Raw genomic sequence first — 3,653 nt, forward strand, 5'->3', positions numbered from 1 at the left:
CGAACAGTGGGGCTACGTCGGTGCTAAATCACGTCAGCGCTGGCTGTTTTACGCGTATGACAGGATACGGAGGAGGGTTGTGGCGCACGTCTTCGGTGAACGCACTCTGGCCACACTGGAGCGTCTTCTGAGCCTGCTGTCGGCCTTTGAGGTCGTGGTATGGATGACGGATGGCTGGCCGCTGTATGAATCACGCCTGAAGGGAAAGCTGCACGTTATCAGCAAGCGTTACACTCAGCGCATTGAGCGACATAATCTGAATCTGAGACAACATCTGGCAAGGCTGGGACGGAAGTCACTGTCGTTCTCAAAATCGGTGGAGCTGCATGACAAGGTCATCGGGCATTATCTGAACATAAAACACTATCAGTAAGTTGGAGTCATTACCCTACTACGGTAGCGAAATAGGAATTGATGGTTTTAAATCAATGACGCTTGAGAATAATAGAAAATGTATGATATGGGATGAAAACAAACAAGATCTTGAATTACGGCAATTTATACGTTGGTTAATACGTCTACGTAAAAAACATCCACAATGGTGTGAGGCATCAATACAATGGAAAGATGTTGAACATCCTACGGTGATCGCTTATCAACGCGATAACATCACTTTCTTCTTAAATAATAGTGAAGATACTGCCAACTTTATTTATGACGGAAGAAGTATGGAGATCTCCGGTTTCAGTTATGAAATTGAAGGTTTACCTGCTGCTGATCTTTATGATTTTTAAATTTCAATTAGGATGTTTGTTATGATAATTGATGCACACACTCATATTGGTGATTTTGTGAAAATCAGCATGCCAGAAGATGTTTTTCTGGCATCTCTGGACAAGTATAATATTGATTTTGCGTTATGTTCCTGTGGATCTGCTGTTGAAGTTGACCATGACCAGAACCCGATTCCGGATGAAGATCAAGTTACACAGCATGATAACAATGAACGTATGCTCAGACTTGTTCGTCAACATGCAAAGCGAATTGGCGCGTTTATGTGGATTAAGCCTCGTCTGGAAAGTTGTGATCAAGACTTTGAAGATATGATTGCCAGCAATCGAGATATCATTTATGGCATCAAAGTTCACCCTTATCATTCAAAAATGGCTTTCAACTCAGAAAAAGTTCAGGATTATATACGCCTTGCTCAAAAATATGATCTCCCGGTAGTTAGCCATACTTCTAATGATTATGAATCCAGCCCACAGTTATTTTATGAGATGGCACTTAAGTATCCAGACGTGAATTTTGTTATGTGTCATATGGGGCTCGCGACAGATAATCAGGAAGCAATCGAATTGATTGCAAAACTTCCTAATCTCTATGGCGATACTGTGTGGGTTAGGGCGGATATGGTTTACCAGGCGATAAAAATCTGTGGTAGTGATAAGATTTTATTCGGTACCGATAATCCTATTAATGGGCTGGATACGTACAATGATGATGATTTTTATAATAAGTATTTTACTGAATTAAAAAGTAAATTAACGCAAAGTGAGTTTGAACAACTTATGTTTACCAATGCGAAAAAAAATTTTAAGATAAAAATATAGTTATTAGTCATTTCTAAGTGCTCCCCATATAGAATGTGGTAGGGGAGTGCTTAGATGTTATATTTCATTTTGCATTGAGGTTAATTTAAATCATGAACGATATTGAGAACTATGGGAATCGCTATCATGTGTTGCAATCTTTTCCTATGCCACAATTGGCGAGTAGTCGCGAAATAAGAATATTACTGCCTGCGTTCTATTATGAATCTGATATCAGTTACCCTGTAATATATATGCACGATGGGCAAAATTTATTTGATAAATCTGTATCTTTTGGTCCACATGTATGGGATATACCTGAGGCGGTAGATGCTTTTTTCTCAAATTCACAATACGACGGTGTTATCATTGTGGGGATTGATAACGCATCGTCTCATGGTAAATTCAGCCGTATGGATGAGTATTCTCCATGGCCGCGAAACACATCTTTTCCCTTACCTGGCTGGGACCCTGCTGTGGATTATAGTGGAGGAAAAGGCGTTTATTGTGAATACGCTCAAGAACTATGTTGACAGTAATTTTAGAACTCTCCCAGATCGTAATAATACAGCGATAGCAGGTAGTTCTATGGGTGCGTACATCAGTTTGTTTGCCGCAATTCTTCGTCAGGACGTTTTTTCAAAAGTTGGCGTTTTTTCGCCGGCACTATGGTTCAATGACAGCGCAATGCTGAATTTTATTCAGGAAAACAACATCGTTGAAGATCTTACTGTATATCTCGATGTCGGTACGCAGGAAACCAGTGGTATGCGCGAAGACTTTCCTGAAGTCTATATTTCCGGTGCTGAAAAATTATGCGTGAGTCTCCGTAAACAACGCAATGTAACTATAGATTATCATTTATGGGGAGGTGATACCCACTCTGAGTCTGCATGGGCAAAACGTTTCCCAGAAATGTTGAAATTATTTTATTGCTGATGAAACCTGTGAAGGATGTTGAATGCATCATATTAAAACAGCCGCGGATCTTAATTGTTTTTTAAATTCAATGGTTGCTGTTTCGCAACCAACAGTTGATAAAATTATTTTTGGTGCTGAGGCGACACTTATTAATAAAATTGGGACCTGCTGGATTGCCTCAATGGATGTTTTAAGAAAGGCTGTTTTTGAAGGTGTCAATATCATTATTACACATGAGACTACATTTTATTCTTATGCTGATCTGGAGGGTGACGATCTTGAGTTTTCATGGGCCAGAAAAATAATGGATTATACTCGCGGTGAACTCAGTTATTTAAAAATAATTGAGCAAAAAAAGGAGTTTTTGCATAAAAATAATTTGGTAATCATTCGTTGCCATGATGTCATGGATCGAGAGCCTACGTTCGGAATGTCTAAGGCTTTGGCTCAGCAGTTAGAACTGGATGTTACAAATATTGTTGCTTCTGATGAGATGTACTGTGTATATGCTATAGAACCTGACAGTGTCATTAACATTACCAAACGTTTTGCCAAAAATTTGAAAATATATAATCTTCCTGGCATTCAATTTTATGGAGATAAAGCCAGAGTAGTCAGAACTGTTGGCATTGGGGCAGGCTGTTTTTGTGATCCAATACAATATATGGAATATCAGGCTGATTATTATATTACGATTAACGATTCAATTAAAACATGGGTGCAGACACAATACTCCAAAGATAGTGGCTTACCGATGGCAGTTATTGGACATAGTGTTGCAGAGGAAGCGGGTATGCGACGTCTTGCAAGCTATTTAGATCTTAGACTGGCCCCCTGAATCTCCAGACAACCAGTATCACTTAAATAAGTGATAGTCTTAATACTAGTTTTTAGACTAGTCATTGGAGTACAGATGATTGATGTCTTAGGACCGGAGAAACGCAGACGGCGTACCACACAGGAAAAGATCGCAATTGTTCAGCAGAGCTTTGAACCGGGGATGACGGTCTCCCTCGTTGCCCGGCAACATGGTGTAGCAGCCAGCCAGTTATTTCTCTGGCGTAAGCAATACCAGGAAGGAAGTCTTACTGCTGTGGCCGCCGGAGAACAGGTTGTTCCTGCCTCTGAACTTGCTGCCGCCATGAAGCAGATTAAAGAACTCCAGCGCCTGCTCGGCAAGAAAACGATGGAAAATGAACT

3 protein-coding genes and 3 pseudogenes are annotated in these 3,653 nt (G+C 40.2%); all 6 read left to right on the top strand.

The window, feature by feature from the left end:
- Positions 1 to 373 (top strand): annotated as a pseudogene (locus BFF42_RS12630) (IS1-like element IS1X2 family transposase); the annotation flags it as partial.
- Positions 374 to 389: 16 nt separating this feature from the next.
- A pseudogene (locus tag BFF42_RS12635) lies at positions 390 to 734 on the top strand (alpha-glycosidase); the annotation flags it as partial.
- Between the two features lie 21 nt (positions 735 to 755).
- Positions 756 to 1,553 carry an amidohydrolase family protein gene (locus BFF42_RS12640; RefSeq protein ID WP_039059824.1) on the top strand — a complete coding sequence of 266 codons (798 nt, stop codon included), beginning with the start codon at positions 756 to 758 and terminating at the stop codon, positions 1,551 to 1,553.
- Positions 1,554 to 1,645: 92 nt separating this feature from the next.
- Positions 1,646 to 2,471 (top strand): annotated as a pseudogene (locus BFF42_RS28310) (alpha/beta hydrolase).
- 22 nt (positions 2,472 to 2,493) lie between these two features.
- Entirely contained in the window at positions 2,494 to 3,291 is a 798-nt protein-coding gene (locus BFF42_RS12650) for a Nif3-like dinuclear metal center hexameric protein (RefSeq protein WP_052270405.1), read from the top strand.
- 75 nt (positions 3,292 to 3,366) lie between these two features.
- On the top strand, positions 3,367 to 3,653 hold a 287-nt coding region (locus BFF42_RS12655), incomplete at its 3' end, for a transposase (protein WP_000567737.1).

It is taken from the genome of Shigella sp. FC1661 (assembly GCF_001712525.1).
GTDB lineage: Bacteria > Pseudomonadota > Gammaproteobacteria > Enterobacterales > Enterobacteriaceae > Escherichia > Escherichia coli.

What these genes read in the sequence shown, in the direction of transcription:
- BFF42_RS12640 (WP_039059824.1), top strand. Translation starts at nt 756, where the DNA reads ATGATAATTGATGCACACACTCATATTGGTGATTTTGTGAAAATCAGC.
- BFF42_RS12650 (WP_052270405.1), top strand. Translation starts at nt 2,494, where the DNA reads ATGCATCATATTAAAACAGCCGCGGATCTTAATTGTTTTTTAAATTCA.